At 32.8% G+C, this 15,364-nt stretch carries 15 protein-coding genes and 1 pseudogene; 6 read left to right on the forward strand and 10 right to left on the reverse strand.

Annotated elements, in window-relative coordinates; genetic code table 11:
* Positions 1 to 32 precede the first annotated feature (32 nt).
* The 3 genes from gyrB to KKQ79_RS02400 all read left to right on the forward strand — a co-directional run bounded on the left by gyrB (position 33) and on the right by KKQ79_RS02400 (position 3,820).
* Positions 33 to 1,967: a DNA topoisomerase (ATP-hydrolyzing) subunit B gene (gene gyrB / locus KKQ79_RS02390; RefSeq protein ID WP_213188807.1), complete on the forward strand. Its 1,935-nt coding sequence runs from the start codon at positions 33 to 35 to the stop codon at positions 1,965 to 1,967.
* Positions 1,968 to 2,050: 83 nt separating this feature from the next.
* Complete coding sequence (locus tag KKQ79_RS02395) at positions 2,051 to 2,851, forward strand: RsiV family protein (RefSeq protein ID WP_213188808.1); 801 nt, start codon at positions 2,051 to 2,053, stop codon at positions 2,849 to 2,851.
* 120 nt (positions 2,852 to 2,971) lie between these two features.
* Positions 2,972 to 3,820 (forward strand): diacylglycerol/lipid kinase family protein, encoded by an 849-nt coding sequence (locus tag KKQ79_RS02400; protein ID WP_213188809.1) that lies wholly within the window; start codon positions 2,972 to 2,974, stop codon positions 3,818 to 3,820.
* Here KKQ79_RS02400 and KKQ79_RS02405 read toward each other — a convergent pair.
* From KKQ79_RS02405 to KKQ79_RS02430, 6 genes and pseudogenes are all read right to left on the reverse strand, one after another.
* A complete protein-coding gene (locus KKQ79_RS02405) occupies positions 3,812 to 5,116 on the reverse strand; it encodes a cryptochrome/photolyase family protein (protein WP_213188810.1) in 1,305 nt (434 codons plus the stop codon). The two genes, KKQ79_RS02400 and KKQ79_RS02405, sit on opposite strands and share 9 nt — an antisense overlap.
* Before the next feature lie 2 nt (positions 5,117 to 5,118).
* The gene (locus KKQ79_RS02410) at positions 5,119 to 5,766 is read right to left on the reverse strand and encodes a MarR family winged helix-turn-helix transcriptional regulator (protein ID WP_213188811.1); all 648 of its coding nucleotides are present in this window, start codon (positions 5,764 to 5,766) and stop codon (positions 5,119 to 5,121) included.
* A gap of 5 nt (positions 5,767 to 5,771) precedes the next feature.
* Positions 5,772 to 6,470, reverse strand: coding sequence for an SDR family NAD(P)-dependent oxidoreductase (locus KKQ79_RS02415; protein WP_213188812.1), 699 nt, complete (start codon positions 6,468 to 6,470; stop codon positions 5,772 to 5,774).
* A 77-nt stretch (positions 6,471 to 6,547) separates the two neighbouring features.
* Positions 6,548 to 6,832 carry a TIGR03643 family protein gene (locus KKQ79_RS02420; protein WP_213188813.1) on the reverse strand — a complete coding sequence of 95 codons (285 nt, stop codon included), beginning with the start codon at positions 6,830 to 6,832 and terminating at the stop codon, positions 6,548 to 6,550.
* Positions 6,829 to 8,310 (reverse strand): cryptochrome/photolyase family protein, encoded by a 1,482-nt coding sequence (locus tag KKQ79_RS02425; protein ID WP_213188814.1) that lies wholly within the window; start codon positions 8,308 to 8,310, stop codon positions 6,829 to 6,831. The genes KKQ79_RS02420 and KKQ79_RS02425 overlap by 4 nt, the downstream gene beginning before the upstream one ends.
* Positions 8,292 to 8,804: pseudogene (locus KKQ79_RS02430) on the reverse strand (FAD-binding domain-containing protein); the annotation flags it as partial. The pseudogene KKQ79_RS02430 and the gene KKQ79_RS02425, both read right to left, overlap by 19 nt.
* A gap of 77 nt (positions 8,805 to 8,881) precedes the next feature.
* Between KKQ79_RS02430 and KKQ79_RS02435 the strand changes: the two are divergent.
* Positions 8,882 to 10,195: an IS1380 family transposase gene (locus KKQ79_RS02435; protein WP_213188815.1), complete on the forward strand. Its 1,314-nt coding sequence runs from the start codon at positions 8,882 to 8,884 to the stop codon at positions 10,193 to 10,195.
* Here the strand turns inward: KKQ79_RS02435 and KKQ79_RS02440 are convergent.
* Genes KKQ79_RS02440 through KKQ79_RS02455 form a run of 4 tightly spaced genes read right to left on the reverse strand, consistent with a single transcriptional unit; the run spans position 10,184 to position 13,081 of the window.
* The gene (locus KKQ79_RS02440; RefSeq protein WP_213188816.1) at positions 10,184 to 10,996 is read right to left on the reverse strand and encodes a deoxyribodipyrimidine photo-lyase; all 813 of its coding nucleotides are present in this window, start codon (positions 10,994 to 10,996) and stop codon (positions 10,184 to 10,186) included. The genes KKQ79_RS02435 and KKQ79_RS02440 overlap by 12 nt on opposite strands.
* Positions 10,948 to 11,103 carry a DUF2256 domain-containing protein gene (locus KKQ79_RS02445; protein WP_213188817.1) on the reverse strand — a complete coding sequence of 52 codons (156 nt, stop codon included), beginning with the start codon at positions 11,101 to 11,103 and terminating at the stop codon, positions 10,948 to 10,950. The genes KKQ79_RS02440 and KKQ79_RS02445 overlap by 49 nt, the downstream gene beginning before the upstream one ends.
* Positions 11,096 to 12,421 carry an ABC1 kinase family protein gene (locus tag KKQ79_RS02450; RefSeq protein ID WP_213188818.1) on the reverse strand — a complete coding sequence of 442 codons (1,326 nt, stop codon included), beginning with the start codon at positions 12,419 to 12,421 and terminating at the stop codon, positions 11,096 to 11,098. Before KKQ79_RS02450 ends, KKQ79_RS02445 begins: the two co-directional genes overlap by 8 nt.
* Before the next feature lie 3 nt (positions 12,422 to 12,424).
* The gene (locus KKQ79_RS02455; RefSeq protein WP_213188819.1) at positions 12,425 to 13,081 is read right to left on the reverse strand and encodes a TetR/AcrR family transcriptional regulator; all 657 of its coding nucleotides are present in this window, start codon (positions 13,079 to 13,081) and stop codon (positions 12,425 to 12,427) included.
* 176 nt (positions 13,082 to 13,257) lie between these two features.
* Here KKQ79_RS02455 and ribA point away from each other — a divergent pair, with 176 nt between their 5' ends.
* Positions 13,258 to 13,860: a GTP cyclohydrolase II gene (gene ribA / locus KKQ79_RS02460; protein ID WP_213188820.1), complete on the forward strand. Its 603-nt coding sequence runs from the start codon at positions 13,258 to 13,260 to the stop codon at positions 13,858 to 13,860.
* A gap of 14 nt (positions 13,861 to 13,874) precedes the next feature.
* Positions 13,875 to 15,329 (forward strand): phytoene desaturase family protein, encoded by a 1,455-nt coding sequence (locus tag KKQ79_RS02465; RefSeq protein ID WP_213188821.1) that lies wholly within the window; start codon positions 13,875 to 13,877, stop codon positions 15,327 to 15,329.
* Positions 15,330 to 15,364 lie beyond the last annotated feature (35 nt).

Raw genomic sequence — 15,364 nt, forward strand, 5'->3', positions numbered from 1 at the left:
AGGCAAAAAGCTGAAAGCAGAGAGCAAAAAATATGAGTCAAAAACAATATACAGCAGACAGTATTCAGGCATTAGAAGGAATAGAACACGTACGTCTTAGACCTTCTATGTACATTGGTGATGTAGGTGTTAGAGGTTTGCATCACTTGGTTTATGAGGTAGTTGATAACTCTATTGACGAAGCTTTGGCAGGTCATTGTGATACCATTGCAGTAACCATCCACGAAGGAGACGGAATTTCTGTAAAAGATAATGGTAGAGGTATTCCTGTAGACTTTCACCAAAAAGAACAAAAATCTGCGCTAGAAGTAGTAATGACCAAAATTGGTGCAGGTGGTAAGTTTGACAAAGATTCTTACAAAGTTTCTGGTGGTCTTCACGGAGTTGGGGTTTCTTGTGTGAACGCACTTTCTACTTCACTTATCGCTACTGTTTCTAGAAACGGAAAATTATACCAACAAAAATATTCTCAAGGAAAAGCATTAGCAGATGTACAAGAAATAGGCACTTCTACTTCTACAGGAACTGAAGTTTTCTTTCAACCAGATGGAAGCATTTTCCAAGAATTGGTGTACAATTATGATACTTTAGCTGCTAGATTAAGAGAATTGGCGTTCCTCAATAAAGGAATTACTATTACTTTAACAGACGAAAGAAGAAAAAATGAAGATGGAAGTTTCCCAACTGAAACGTTCCATTCAGAAGGTGGTCTTAAAGAGTTTGTTGCCTACATTGATGGAAACCGTGAATCAATCATGGAACACGTAATCTTCATGGAAGGAGAACGTGATGATATTCCAGTAGAAGTAGCGATGCGTTACAATACTTCATTCAACGAGAATTTACACTCTTATGTAAATAATATTAATACGCACGAAGGTGGAACGCATTTAGCAGGTTTCAGAAGAGCTCTTACTAGAACTTTAAAGAAATATGCTGATGAACTAGGTCTTCCTGCAAAAGAAAAAGTAGAAATTACGGGTGATGACTTTAGAGAAGGTCTTACAGCGATTATCTCAGTAAAAGTAATGGAGCCTCAGTTCGAAGGGCAAACCAAAACCAAATTAGGAAACTCAGAAGTTTCTGGTGCTGTAGATAAAATTGTAGGCGAAATGCTTACCAATTTCTTAGAAGAAAACCCTAATGAAGCGAAGCAAATCGTACAAAAAGTAGTTCTAGCTGCAAAAGCAAGACAAGCTGCGAAAAAAGCTCGTGAAATGGTTCAGAGAAAATCTCCAATGGGAGGTTCTGGTTTACCAGGAAAATTATCTGACTGTTCTTCTAAAGATCCAGAAATTTCAGAAATATTCTTAGTAGAGGGAGATTCTGCAGGTGGAACTGCTAAACAAGGTAGAGATAGACATTTCCAAGCGATTCTTCCATTGAGAGGTAAAATCTTGAACGTAGAAAAATCTATGCTTCACAAAGTATATGATAATGACGATATCAAGAATATTTATACTGCACTTGGTGTTTCTGTAGGAACTGAAGAAGATTCTAAAGCTTTGAATTTGGCAAAACTAAGATATCACAAAATCGTAATCATGACCGATGCTGATATTGATGGTTCCCACATTTCTACGTTGATTCTTACGTTCTTCTTTAGATATATGAAAGAACTGATCGAGCAAGGATACATTTACATTGCACAACCTCCTTTATATTTATTGAAAAAAGGAAACAAAAAAATGTATGCTTACAACGAGAAAGAAAGAGAAGCAAAAACATTAGAAATGGCTCCAGATGGAAAAGGAGTAGAAGTACAGCGTTACAAAGGTCTTGGGGAAATGAACCCAGAACAGTTATGGGAAACGACTTTAAATCCTGAAAACAGAATCTTAAAACAAGTAACCATAGAAAGCCTTGCAGAAGCAGATAACGTATTCTCTATGTTAATGGGCGACGAAGTGCCACCAAGAAGAGAATTCATCGAGAAGAATGCAATCTATGCAAATATTGACGCTTAAAATCAATATTTTATCAATAAATTCAAAACCGTTCAATCTTTGGACGGTTTTTTGCTATATTTAAGTTCACAAATATGAATTCCATGAAAACCGTTTTTCTAGCTTTAGCTACTGCTTTCGTACTCTTTTCTTGCAGCCCAAAAACCACTGGAAATAAAGGAATTATTCCAGAAAATTCCAATGAATTGGCTTCTGAAAATTTACCTTTTGCAGTAGATTCTCTTCAATTGCAAGATTCTATTTCTGTAGCAAAAACTTTGAAATTAAGAACTTCTTCTACCATTTTGTTATTTCCTACGCTTCATAATAAAACTTTGTTAGACAGCATTTATAGTCCATCAGGAATCAGATTAGAGGCTTATTCTAAAGAAAAATTACAGAAAGAATTGGTAAATCAAAAAGAAGCTTATTTTTCTCAAGGTCAAGAGAATTCCTTAGAATTTCAATCAGGTTACGAACAAACTTGGGATGAAAATTCCTATATGAAGGTCTTCTCTAATCAAAATGATGTTCTTACTATTTCCTATGAAAATGATGGCTTTTCTGGTGGAGCGCATGGTTACTATAATATATTGTTCAAAAATTTTGACTTAAAAACTAATACAGTAATTCAACTTTCTGATATTTTTATGGATATCAATAAAGTAGATTGGAATAAAATTTTAATGAAAAATTTTAAAAATCCAGACCAAAAAGAAATGCTTTTAGTTGATAAAATTCCCGTAAATAACAATTTCTATTTTGATTCCCAAAACATCACTTTTGTGTACAATCAATACGAAATTACAGCTTATGCAGCAGGAGTAGTGGAAATTTCTATTCCACTTTCTGAGTTGAAAGCTTATTTAAAACCAGAATTTATTTCGAGGAATAACATTAAATAAAACCAAATCAATTATACAATGAGATTTGACTTGGTTTTATGCCGATAGATAATTTATTGATTTAATTTTAATTAAATAATTATAAATTACTAATCGGTATAATTCCGTACTTTTGCACCCATGCAAAATGTAGCATTTATCATCAATCCTTTTTCTGCAAAGAAAAATTATCAGCCTTTTCTTAATTCTTTACAAGCAAAGGTTGAAAATCCGTTGTATTTAATTTCAAAATCCATTCAAGATACTGAAAATTTCATCAAAGAAAATTTTGAAAAAGTAGACATTTTCGTTGCCATTGGTGGTGATGGAACCATTTCTACGGTTGCGAAAAATTTAATTCACACGGATAAAATTCTCGGGATTTTCCCAGCAGGAAGTGGTAACGGTTTCTCTAATGAAACCAAGTTTTCTGAAAATTTAGACGAACTTTTAGCGAAAATTCAAAAGAAAAATTTTAAAGAAATTGATACGTTTACAGTAAACGAAAGATTTTCGATTAATGTAGCTGGAGTAGGATTTGATGGAGCGGTTATTGAAGCTTTTGAGAAAACTTCCAGAGGTTTTAAAAATTATATCAAAACTTCTATCCAGACTTTTTTTAAATACCAACCAATTTCCATCAAATTCGAAGAAAAATATAAAAAATTTGACGGAAAATATTTGATGCTCAACGTTGCAAACACGCGACAATTCGGAAATAATGCCTACATTGCTCCTCATGCAAGTAAAAGTGATGGCTTGTTAGAAATTGCTTTGGTAAAGAAGTTTCCTTTCACTCATTCTGGCGTTTTTGCCTACAGAATGTTTACCAAAAAATTGGTTTCCAATCAGTACATTCATTATTTATCGGTTCCAGAAATTGAGTTTTCTGTAGATTCAGATTTGTGGCATCTCGACGGCGAGTTTAACCAAATTTCATCTCCAGTTAAAGTAAAAGTGCTCCCAAAAAGTTTAAGAATTTTAGTCTAAATTATCTAGAGCTTCTTTGTACACTTTCAGTACTTTTTCTCTGGCTTTTTTATGCTCTACGATAGGTTTTGGATAGTATTTCGTTCCAAATTCAGGAATCCATTTTTTAATATATTTAAAATCAGGATCGAATTTTTTCTGTTGTTCCTCTGGATTAAAAATTCTAAAATATGGAGCGGCATCACAACCAGAACTTGCGCACCATTGCCAGTTTCCATTATTCGCACTTAAATCGTAATCCATTAATTTTTCCGCAAAGTAAGCTTCGCCAATTCGCCAGTCGGTAAGCAAATGTTTGATGAGGAAACTCGCTGTAATCATTCTCACTCTATTGTGCATAAAACCAGTAGTATTCAGTTCACGCATTCCCGCATCTACAAGAGGAAATCCTGTTTTTCCAGCTTTCCATTTTTCTAGAAATTCAGGATTATTTTCCCAGGGAATCGCATCATATTTTGACTTGAAAGAATGATTGACCACTTTCGGAAAATGATACAAAATCTGCATGAAAAATTCTCTCCAAATCAATTCTTTCAAGAAAGTAAGGTTATTTTCTTTGGCAATTTTGGCTAATTTTCTCACGCTAATGGTTCCAAATCTCAGATGAACACCCAGTTGTGTAGTTCCTTTTACCGCAGGGAAATTTCGAGTTTCTTCATAGGTTTTGATGATATGAAGATCTGCTTCTGGAACTTCAAATGTTAAATCTGTTTTTTGAAAACCAATATCTTCAATTTTGAACTCCTCAAAAGGAATTTCTAATAAATGATCTAGTTTTTTTTCTGATGGAAATCCTTGTAAATCAAATTTTTGAAATTCATTGAGCCAAAGTTTTGAATATGGAGTATAAACTGTGTAAGGTTTTTTATCGGCTTTTACAATTTCGTCTTTGTGAAAGATAACTTGGTCTTTAAATGGGTGAAAAGCGATATTTTTTGAAGCCAAAAAATCGGCAATTTCTTGGTCTCTTTTTATTGCGTAAGGTTCATAATCTTCATTGCAATAAACGGTTTCTATTTCATAGTTTTCAGTGAGTTTTTTATAAATTTCAAGAGGTTTTCCTTTGAAGATTTTGATGCCTTTATTCTTTGATTTTAGAAAAGAATTTAGGGTTTGTAAAGCATGTACAATGAAATCAACTCTCTTATCCGACTTATTTTCTAATAAATCTAAAATATCTTCGTCAAAAATAAAAATCGGCAGAACCTTTTTTCCCGATTCTAATGCTTGATATAATCCGTGATTGTCTTTTAAACGAAGGTCTCGTCTGAACCAAAAAATAGATATTTTATCCATGCTTATTCTATCAAATGAAGGAGTTCTTTAATCTCAGAATTTTTGTGTTCTGTGTACAAAGTGTAATGAAAATCATTTACTTTTTTCAGTAATTCCAGCAATTTTGTTTTTTCATCATTTTTAAGGTTTGCCGAAAGAATTTTAGAAGTCGTATTGACTTTTTCTACCGATTGATGGAAGGCTTCTTCTCCTTTTTTGGTCAAAGTCAATCTTTTGGCACGTTTGTCATTTTCATCAACGGTTTCTTGAATCAAACCATCGTCTAGAAGTCTTTTGATGATTTGAATTCCCGTTTGTTTTTCGTGACCGTTTCTTTCGATGAGTTGCATTTTGGTCAAAGAAGGCTCATCTTTGAGTCTATACAAATAAGTGAATTCTTCGTTCGCTAAAGTCGGAAAATCGCTTAAACCTTTGCGAATCATTTGTTTAGAGAATCTGCCCAAAAGCAAAACCTGTTTGCAAATTTCATTTTCGGTGAAACTTACTTCGTGGTTTTCATTTTTAAAAAGTTTGGTCGGACTTTCCGTAGTATATTTTTTTTCGTTGAGCCAAATTCTGAAATCTTCTATCGTAGCATGATTTTTAAACGATTTAGAATGTTCGTATTCCTGAACTTCTAAAAGGAGATTAATTAAAAAACTGGTTTCCATATTGCTTATAATTTAATAGTACTCATTCCTCCGTCAATGCCAAAAATCTGTCCGGTAATCCAAGAAGAAGAATCAGAAAGTAAAAATACAACCATTTTTGCAATTTCTTCAGGATTTCCTATTTTCTGAAGCGGATGTCTTTTCGCAGCGGCTTCTCTTTTCTCTGGCGATGCCAATAAAGCAGTGGCTAAATTGGTGTCTGAAAGTGACGGCGCAATAGCGTTAAATCTTATTTTCTGTAGCGAAAATTCTGCCGCTAAACTTTTTACCAAACCTTCTACAGCGCTTTTACTAGCAGCGATAGAAGAATGAAAAGGCATCCCTAATTTTGCTGCAATGGTGCTGAATAGAACCACACTTGCACTGTCAGATTTTTTAAGATTTGGCAATAATTTCTGAATGATTTTAATAGCTCCCAAAACGTTAATTTCAAAGTCTTTTTTAAAATCTTCGTCAGATAATCTTCCGAAAGGTTTTAGGTTAATGCTTCCTGGTGCATAAACCAATCCATCAATTTTTTCAGGAAAAGAAACGTCATCCAAACTGTCTGTTAAAATATCTTTTTGATAAAAATGAAGTTTTACATTATTCAATTCTGGAGTTTCTGTTCTAGAAATTCCGATGATTTGAGCTTGGTTTTGTAATTGTTTTGCGGTGGCTAAACCTATTCCGCTTCCACAACCGATGATGACTATATTTTTCATGTTATTTTAATTTTTTGTTTTATTTTTTCTCACAGATTTTAAATCTAAAATCTAAAATCTTACATCTAAAATCTCATTTATCTCTTTGATATTTTATTTAAACTTATGGTTCTCTGTCTGGTACATTTAAATCTCTCAATTTCTGGATTTCTTTTTTTGAGATGTTTTTGACTAATGCCAGAATTCACTCTTTTTCTCCAAAGATTGAAGGAACTTCTTTTCAGTTCAGTTCTCATAATAGCGATGGTTTCAGCTTCAGAAATCCCAAACTGAAAAGTGATGGCTTCAAATGGCGTTCTGTCTTCCCATGCCATTTCTATAATTCTGTCGATTTGTTCTACACTAAGATTTTTTTTCGTCATTGGTCTAATTTTTCTAAAAAGTTTTGAACTCTCACGAGATGTAATTCTTTTTGCTGTTCCGTCATTTTATTCCAAGTGATAAGCATCATGCTCAATCTTGGAGTTTTTCTAAAAAATTCTTGATTTTTAGCAATAAAATTCCAAAAAAGGGAATCCCAAATTTCTCCCCAATTTTCGGTTGAATAATCACTCATTTTTTTGAGATAATTGCTTCCGCTGATATACGGTTTTGTGCTCATCAATCCGCCATCAGCAAACAAACTCATGCCATACACATTAGGAACCATCACCCAATCATACGCATCAATGAACATCTCCATAAACCATTGATAGACGTCATCTGGATGAAATTCACACAAATTCATAAAATTGGCAAGAATCATCAGTCGTTCAATGTGATGAGCGTAACCTGTTTTCAATATTTTTTTAATGGTTTTGTCAATCGGAGCAATTCCTGTAGTTCCATCGTAAAAAGATTTTGGAATTTTTCTTTGATGATTCCAAAAATTTCGGGTTCTTTCGAAACTTCCTTTGTACAAATAGATTCCTCGAATAAATTCTCGCCAACCTAAAATCTGACGAACGAATCCTTCTAATGAATTGAGCGGAATTTCATTTTTTTGAGCAAATTCTATGGATTTTTCGATGATGTAATTTGGGGTTAAAAAGCCAATGTTCATCAATGGAGACAGCACGCTGTGATGCAAAAAATGCTCATGCTCTACGATGCTGTCTTCATAAATTCCAAATTCCAAAAATCTATTTTCCAAGAAATTTTCAAGCCAAATTTCCGCTTCTGAATAGGTAATTGGATAGATTTGATAATCTGTTAATTCCCCGTAATGATTTCCGAAATTTTCAGAAACATAAACTTTCGCTTCTTTGTAAAAACGGTTATTCTGAGGAAATGAAATAGAAGGCGATTTTTTATTTTTTGGATATTTTTTTCGGTTTTCTGTATCGAAAGTCCATTTTTCGCCAATTGGTTTTCCATTTTCTAAAAGTATATTTCTAGAAATCCGCTGTTGCTTGTAAAAATCGGTTTGATGATAATGCTTTTTTCCTTCAAAATATACTTTTAAATCTTCTTTTGAATTGATAAAACTTGGGTTTTCAATAATCTCAACTTCTAGTTTTGTCTTTAAAATTCTCTTTTCCAACCAATCGTCACAAACATCTATGATTTTGATTTTTTCAAAACCTTCTTGTTCTAAAAATGGAATTAAATTTCGAATGTCTGAAAGCTGCGAAATGCTTTCTATATAATGAACTTGGAATCCTTTTTCGAGTAAAAAGTTTTCATAGAATTTCATCGTAGCTCTATGAAATGCTAATTTCTGTTGGTGAAATGTATACTGTTTGAAAAACAAAAATTCTTCCACTAAAAACATAGGAATTTCCTTTTCAAGAAAAGAAATCTCTTGAAATAACTGATTCGGAAATATCAATTGTGCCGTTTTTAGTGGTTTTTCAGCCATAAATTTCTAAATTTTTTATCGCTATCGTATTGTTCTGCTTGTTTTTCTGTGTTGAAACTTCTGTCTCGTGCATCATTCCCAATTCCAGCCAAATACAACCAGTTTCCGTAATTGCTGTGAACATCATAATCGATGAGCATTTGCTCGAAATATGCAGCGCCAATTCGCCAATCTAGTTTCAGATTTTTACAGAAATAAGAAGCTACATTTTGTCTTCCTCGATTGCTCATGAAACCCGTTTTTTGGAGTTCAATCATGTTGGCATTCACAAATTCTGAGTGCGTTTTTCCAGAAACCCACTGTTCTAATTTTTTAGGATTATTCTGAAATTCTACATTTTTATGGGATTGAAGTCCGTTTTTGTAAAAAATTTCGTTGTGGTGTTGCAAAGCAATAAATTTGAAATAATCTCGCCACAGCAATTCGAAAATCAACCAATACGTAGATTCATTGGCTCCGAATTTTTGTTCAAATTTTTTCACTTCATCATAAACCCAAATTCCGCAATAGAAAAAAAAGAGTATTTTAGTATTCTAATATCCAACTGCGTAGCAGTAGAAAAAAATAAGCGATGAAATTCGAGCTATCCTTTACCAATAAAGAGATTACGCCTTGGGGAGGCATGGTGTTTTTAAAGCAAATGTTGGACAAAATCGGCTTTAGAGAGCAAATTGAAAAATGCGAATCTTTACCTGTGTCACTTTCCAATAATTCTTATAAAAAAGAAGTTTTGCTTGAATCTTTTATTACGAGTATTTGGTGTGGTGCCAATCGTTTTTTGCACACAGAAATTACCCGTGCAGATAAGGCTCTTGGGGAAATATTTGACTGGCGAAAGACCCCTGCTCAGGACGCATATAAACGCTATTTTGGCAAGTTTACACAACACATCAACCAGCAAGTTGGGCATTATTTTTTCAGTTGGTTTTTTCAGAATTTGAACCTCAATTATTTTACGTTAGACATTGATTCATCTGTAATTACTCGATACGGAGAGCAAGAGGGAGCAAAAAAAGGCTACAATCCTAAGAAAAAAGGAAGAAACAGCCATCATCCTATCATTGCATTTGTGAACGATGTAAAGATGGTCGCTAATTTTTGGCTCAGGAGCGGCAATACTTCTTCGGCAAATAATTTTGTAGGATTTTTAGAAGAAACACTCTTAAATTTTGGGGATAAGAAAGTAGGATTAGTTCGTTTGGATAGTGGTTTTTTCCAGAAAGACATTATGGATTATCTTGAATTAAAAACACTCCAATACATCATCGCTGCAAAATTTACTCACCCCATTCAACACTTGATAGACCAGCAAGATTTTTGGATAAAAGTTGATGAGGGCATCGAAATTTGCGACAAATATTATCAAGCAAAAAACTGGGAAAAGCCAAGAAGGATAGTCATTGTAAGGCAAAAAATAGCACAACGGCCGAATGCGGCAGGCCGAATATTAAGCCTGTTTCCGGAAGATGAAATCCATAGAAATTATCGCTATTCAGCCTATATTACCAACCAAGAACAATCGGCAACAGATGTTTGGAGAACGTACCGAAACAGAGGCGATGCAGAGAATCGAATCAAGGAATTAAAGGCAGATTTTGGAGCCGAAAGTTTTAACCTTAAAGGCTTTTTCCCTACAGAAGCTGCACTTATATTTTCGATGATTGCTTATAATCTGATGTCAATTTTCAGACTGTTTGTTCTTCAGGAAAAAACGCAGAAAACATTATCTACACTACGATATAGAACCTTTGCTATTGGAGCTTATTTTGAAAAAGTAGGTGACACACTCAAACTGAAGATTGCACTCACCAAAAAACGCAGAAAATGGTTCGTCGGAATTTGGGATTACCCCATAGACTTATCTCAAAAAATTTCAACTGCGTGATTTGGGATAAATGGAAACCGCCGAAATACTTCCATTGGCTATCCACGCCGAAAATTTGGAACTGTAATCACTTCCTACCAATCCATTTCTGGTATTTTTATAATCTTTAACCAATTGAGTTTCTTCAAAATAATAATCCAATCTTTCCCAAGCTGCATTTTCACCGCCAGAAAAAGGAAATGCTGAGTCAGGATGTGTTTCGAAATCCTCAAAACCTAATTTTTCTAAATCAATTTTTTCTGATGGAATTTCTAGCTTAAAAAACGCTCTTATTTTTTCTATTTTTAAAGGTTTTCTTACGCTGAAATTCTTTTCAACCTTATTTCTGAAGGTGGTAAAAAGCGCAGGAATTTTTTCTAATCTTTCGAAAACAAAATCTGGTTCTAATAAAAATTGTGAATAAGATTTTTCAAATTTCACATTGGATAGAGCAGAAGCAACACTTTTTTCTAAATCTATTTCTTCTTGAGTAAATTCTTCTTCACAAAAGATTTTTTGAATAGAGTAGTGTTCATTCAATTTTTCAAAAATCTCCTTAGTCTTTCCAAATTTTATCAAAAAAGTTATGTTGAGTTCAGCAAGATTGTGTTGTAAATCTTGAACACTTTCCAACAAAAATTTTGCACGGAATTTCCCGATTTTTCTGAAACCAAACTGCTTTTTTTGATAAAAATCTTCATCGAAAATATACAAAGCTATAAAAGGCAAATCTTCTTGAGATGCCTTAAATAGAGATATTTGGTCTTTGGTTCTTAAATCATTTTTGAACCAAACGATGTTGATTTTTTGTTTTTCCTGCATTTTTCGCTACAGTATTTCACTTCTTCCCAGTCTTTTTTCCATTTTTTGCGCCAGTTAAAAGGTAAACCGCAAACTTCACAGATTTTTGAGGGCAAATTTTTAGGCATTTTCTACCATAAATTTTTGAAAATGATTAATTTCTATTCCTTCAGCTCTTAAATCATGCATCATATTATATAAACCAAAAAACGTTCGGTTCAGATAAATAAAATGTCTAGAACCACGATTGGTATTCATGTTTTTTAAATCACTAAGTTTAGCATAACGCTGACCTAAATCTGCAATTTCTTGAAAGAAACTCTCATCAGAAAAATCGAAAAATTCTTGATTAAAAGGTCTGGTAAATAGTTCTAACATTTCATGGAAAAGTTTACTGAAAAAGACTTTTTCTTCAGATGAATCTTCTGCTTTTAGAATTTCTAATTCATATAATTTTTGTTCAAAAAACGCTTGATTCATTAAGTTTTCCACTTTTGCCAATTCAAAATAAGGCTCATAAAAATCACTCGGAATTTCCTTCACGCAACCGAAATCGATCACCATTAATTCGCCTTTTTCCGAAATCAAAAAATTTCCAGGATGTGGATCTGCGTGAACTTGCTTCAAAACGTGCATTTGATACATGTAAAAATCCCAAAGCGTTTGTCCGATTTTATTCAGCGTTTTCTGTGGATGCTTGGTTTTAATAAATTCAGAGAAATGTTTTCCGTGCAACCAATCCATCGTGATGATTTTTTCACACGAAAATTCTGGATAATATTTTGGAAATTTTATATTTTCTAAGTGAGCACATTGTTGCGCAATTTGCTCACTTCTAGAGAGTTCTAAATCATAATTGGTTTCTTCATACAATTTATCTTCTACTTCTTTAAAATAGGATTCAGAACCTTCTTTTCTGATGTTGAACATCTTCATTGCGATTGGTTTTACCAATTTCAAATCGCTGGAAATGCTTTCTTGAACTCCAGGATATTGAATTTTTACGGCCAATTCTTGACCGTTTTTCTTAGCTTTATGAACCTGACCAATACTCGCTGCATTGACTGATTCTGGTGAAAATTCATCAAAAATATCTTCAGGATTTTTGCCAAAATATTTTCTAAAAGTCTTTTTAACCAAAGCTCCAGAAAGTGGCGGAACCGAAAACTGCGAAAGCGAAAATTTTTCTACATAAGCTTGTGGCATGATATTTTTTTCCATACTCAGCATTTGTGCTACTTTCAGCGCAGAACCTTTCAATTCCTTTAAGCTGTCATAGATGTCTGCTGCATTGTCTTCGTTTAGAATTTTTTTGGCTTCTTCTTCGTCTTTGGTGATTTTGTTGCCGTAATATTTAATGTAATTTACGCCAACTTTTGCACCAGCTTTCAGTAAATTGCTGGCGCGTTCTATTTTTCCCGTGGGAATTTTATTGAGGGTTTTCATTTTTTACGATTTTTGAAATTTTTCTTTCCACAAGAATTTTCCTAAATCAATGATTTTTTTCAAAGGTTCATTGTTTAAGAATTCAAAACCTGTGTCAATGGTTTTTTCGATGAATAAATCTGTTTTTTCAAAACTTGGAGATTCGTCTTTTTGCCAAAATTCAATGATAGAGAGAAAATGCAACCAAAGCGCTTCTTCTCTAGATTTTTCATTGAAATTTTTAATAGAATCTTTAGCTTTTTCTAAAATTTCTAAGTCATTAAAGTCTAATGTTTTGATAAATTTTTGATGTTCAGATTTTAGTTCATGTAGTTTTTGTACAGTAGAAAGATTCTTTTTTCCTAAAATCATAAGAACTAAAGACCTATTCATGGTAAGGTTTTCAAAAAAGATGAAATAAAGATTCAGTAATCTTTCTTTAGCGCTCATGTCTTCATAACCTTCGATTTCTAGAGAAAGTTCTAAAGATTTTTGAAAAAAATGCTTTAAAATTTCTTTCTCCAGATGTTCGAAGCTTGAAAAGAATTGATAAAATTCTTTTTCATCAAAGTGATTTTCTTGTGCAAAAACGTAGATATTTTTGGGTCTTTCTCCGTGAGTAAGTAGATAATTTCCGTAATCGGATAATATTTTTTCTGAATTGATGGTTTTATTTTTCATATTTGAATTTTTTTAAATCGGTTTGTATTCCTTTAATAATGAGTTTTTTTGAATTAATTTCTATTAATTGATACATTCAATAGAATTTATTGATGACAAAAATAGTAAAATATTTTACTATTTAACAAAATAAAGTATAAATTTGTACAATAATTATGATTTAAAAAATAGATAATATGATCAAGATACAAGCAGAATCAAAATTGCCTACAGATTTTGGGAATTTCAAAATTGTAGCGTTTTCAGAATCACAAGAAGATTGGATGCCGCACATTGCATTAATCTCTGAAAACACAGATTTTAACGGAGTGGTAAACGTAAGAATTCATTCAGAATGTATTACGGGAGAGATTTTTCATTCTCAAAAATGCGAGTGTGGTCAACAATTAGACGCATCTATGAAATATATAGATGAAAATGGAGGAATTATTTTATATCTTCGTCAGGAAGGTAGAAATATTGGGATTATCAATAAAATAAAGGCTTATCAGTTGCAAGAATTGGGACTTGATACGGTAGAAGCTAATCTTCAGTTGGGTTTACCAGCAGATGATAGAGATTTTAATGTAGCGATAGAAATTCTTAATATATTAGGCGTTAAAAAAATCAATCTTTTAACGAATAATCCCGAAAAATTAAGTTTTGTGGAAAACAGTAATATTCAATTAGTTAAAAGAATTCCACTGAATATTAAGGCTAATCATATCAATAAATCATATTTAGAAACCAAAAAAACTTATTTTGGACATCAATTAGAAGAAGCATTATCATCAATATAAAAAATTAAATACCCTTGAAAACAACAGTAATTATTGGTTCCGGATTTTCTTCGCTAGCTTCTGCTTGTTATATGGCAAAAGCGGGTTACAAAGTGACGGTTTTAGAAAAAAATGAACAATTAGGAGGAAGAGCTTCCATGATGGAAATTGATGGCTATAAGTTTGATATGGGCCCAAGTTGGTATTGGATGCCAGATATTTTCGAGAGATTTTTTGCAGATTTTGGTAAAAAAGTTTCAGATTATTATAAGCTAGAAAAACTTTCGCCAGCTTATAGAGTGGTTTTTGGTGAAAATGATTACATCGACATCGAAGATACTCCAGAAAAAATCATTGCAACTTTCGAAAGAATAGAACCAGGCAGCGGAAAACATCTGAAAAAATTCATGGATGAAGCTCAAGAAAACTACCGAATTGCGATGCAGGATTTGGTGTATAATCCAGGTTTATCATTGCTAGAATTGGTTTCTGTAGAAAGTGCAAAAAGACTAAATTTATTTGTCAAAAATATTTCTGAGCAAGTAAGAAAGGAAATTAAAAATCCTAAATTGAGAAGTATTTTAGAATTTCCTGTATTATTTTTAGGGGCAAAACCGAATAAAACTCCTGCTTTCTACAACTTTATGAATCACGCAGATTTCGGGTTGGGAACTTGGTATCCGAAAGGAGGTTTCAATGCGGTTGCTGTTGGAATGGTAAAATTGGCGAAAGAATTAGGTGTGCAATTTAAAGTAAATGAAGAAGTTACAGCAATTGAATATTCAAATAGTCAAGCTAAAAAAATAAAAACCAACAACGGAATTTACGAAGCAGATATTTTCATTTCGGGAGCAGATTACGCTCACACCGAAAAACTTTTAAACGGAAACCGAAATTACAGTGAAGAATATTGGCAAAAGAAAACCTTTGCGCCGAGTTCTTTCTTATATTATGTAGCTTTTAACAGAAAAGTGAACCATCTTTTGCATCATAATTTGTTCTTTGATACAGATTTTGAAGCGCATGCAAAAGAAATTTATGATACCAAAGAATTACCAAAACAACCTTTGTTTTATGCTAATTTTTCGAGCAAAACAGATGATTCTCTTTGTGAAGAAGGTAAGGAAGTTGGATTTTTCCTTATTCCAGTTGCGGTTGATTTAGAAGACAACGAAGAAATTCACGAAAAATATTTCCAATTGATTCTCGATAGAATTAAAAAATGTACGGGAGAAGATTTAAGTGATGCCATAGTTTTCAAAAAATCATTCGGTGTAAAAGATTTCAAAGAGCGTTATCATTCTTGTAGAGGAAACGCTTATGGTTTGGCAAATACTTTATTGCAAACCTCGGTTTTAAGACCAACGATTAAGAATAAAAAATTGAAAAATTTCTTTTATACAGGGCAATTAACTGTTCCAGGACCTGGAGTTCCGCCTGCATTAATTTCTGGAAAAGTAGTGACAGATTATATTCTAAAGAACAATTAATCTATTGAAAATTTGTTAGACTCAATTTTAAACCA

It is taken from the genome of Cloacibacterium caeni, from assembly GCF_907163125.1.
GTDB classification, from domain to species: domain Bacteria; phylum Bacteroidota; class Bacteroidia; order Flavobacteriales; family Weeksellaceae; genus Cloacibacterium; species Cloacibacterium caeni_B.